Origin of the sequence: Coprococcus intestinihominis (genome assembly GCF_040096555.1) — a bacterium.
Classification (GTDB): Bacteria; Bacillota; Clostridia; order Lachnospirales; family Lachnospiraceae; genus Coprococcus_A; species Coprococcus_A intestinihominis.
In genome coordinates this window covers 1-1,459 of the sequence record NZ_JBBMEK010000432.1, presented here as the reverse complement: position 1 = coordinate 1,459, position 1,459 = coordinate 1, and the positions used below count along the sequence as shown (strand labels likewise).

Sequence of the window (1,459 nt, the reverse complement as noted above, 5' to 3'; positions counted from 1 at the left end):
TGCGCCGGAAATAAACTGCGGCGGGATATTCTCTCTTCCCATTGCCGCCAGCTCACCGACTGTACAAAAAAATGCATCCTGCATCATAATAAATTTCCTCCTCCGGATTTATTCGCCGTCCTGGGCTTTCTTCGCCTCATCTTCCAGAAGCAGATTGGCCAGATCAAAGAATCTCTGACTAATCTCGGAATCTCTGTCGCCTTCGATGACAGTCTTGCCCTGATCTTCATAGCGGATGATCTCATCACTTCTCGGAATCTCTCCCACAATCGGAATATGACTCTTCTCTGCAAAGGCCTGCACCTTCTCTGTCTCATTCTCCACATTGCGATGGTTCAGTACAATTCCGAAAATACGGGCATAGCTGCGATCTTCAAAATTTCTCACAGCGCTTGAAATATTATTAGCTGCATAAAGAGCCATCTTCTCACCGGATGTAACAATCAGTACCTTCTCCGCATAGCCCTCACGGATCGGTGCGGCAAATCCACCACAGACAACATCACCCAGCACATCGTACAACACCACATCCGGCTTGTACGTCTCAAATAACTTCAGATCTTCCAACAACTGAAATGTTGCAATAATGCCTCTTCCTGCACAGCCAAGTCCCGGTGTCGGGCCGCCAGTCTCAATACAAAGCACACCGCCGAACCCTTCCTTTGAAATATCCTCAAGTCGCTCCGGCTCTTCGTCTTCTTCTCTCATAAAATTCATCACTGGTCGAAGCGGTTCACCCCCAAGCAGATTGATCGTTGAATCTGCCTTCGGATCACATCCGATTTGAATAACCTTCTTCCCCATGGCCGCAAAAGCTGCTGCCAGATTGGAAGTAATCGTTGACTTGCCAATGCCGCCCTTACCATAAACTGCTACCTTCAGCATATAAACCTCCATATATCAAAAGCTCCCATACCTGACGGTAAGGGAGCTTTTGATTATGTATACGAAAAGATAAACTATCTTCCCGATAATTTCCAGTTTACTATTCCTGCTCGGATATTCCTTGCCGTCAGAGTATGCTTTTATTCAATTGTCTTGAATTCTTTTTCTACTGTAACATTCGAATAGAGTACCGTTCTCCCAGCAGTCATTTCGTCTGTCTTTTACATATTATAGCATATAATTATCATTAATGTAACCCTGGTTTTGTCTATTATGCTGTATACATCTATTATTTCTCCCATCGGCTTTTTTCATTCTCACAGATACCATTCCATTTACAGCCTCCGCAGATTTCTTTCCTCTTCCCTGTCACCAAAAGTTGATTCTGCACTTTTTCAGTAAAATCATCGAAGGCTAACTGCTCACCATCTGCCAGACCGCAGGCCTCCAGCACAGCGTTGTCATATTTCTCGACCAAAGTCAGATCTGTACACTGCCCCTCCCGATTATTCGGACAGGCAGAACAGATTTCATCTGTCCCTACATACAGCTGTACATCCATCCCTTTCTGCAA

General features: G+C 45.0%; 2 protein-coding genes. Both read right to left on the bottom strand.

What is annotated here, in order from left to right:
- Window positions 1–108: 108 nt before the first annotated feature.
- The gene (locus WMO25_RS17960) at window positions 109–885 is read right to left on the bottom strand and encodes a nitrogenase iron protein NifH (RefSeq protein ID WP_215633375.1); all 777 of its coding nucleotides are present in this window, start codon (window positions 883–885) and stop codon (window positions 109–111) included.
- Between the two features lie 289 nt (window positions 886–1,174).
- Window positions 1,175–1,459, bottom strand: a 285-nt coding sequence (locus tag WMO25_RS17955; RefSeq protein ID WP_349086586.1) for a DUF1284 domain-containing protein, incomplete at its 5' end; no start/stop codon positions are given.

Excerpts from the sequence above, each read along its gene's own strand:
- WMO25_RS17960 (WP_215633375.1), bottom strand. The coding sequence starts at position 885 with ATGCTGAAGGTAGCAGTTTATGGTAAGGGCGGCATTGGCAAGTCAACG.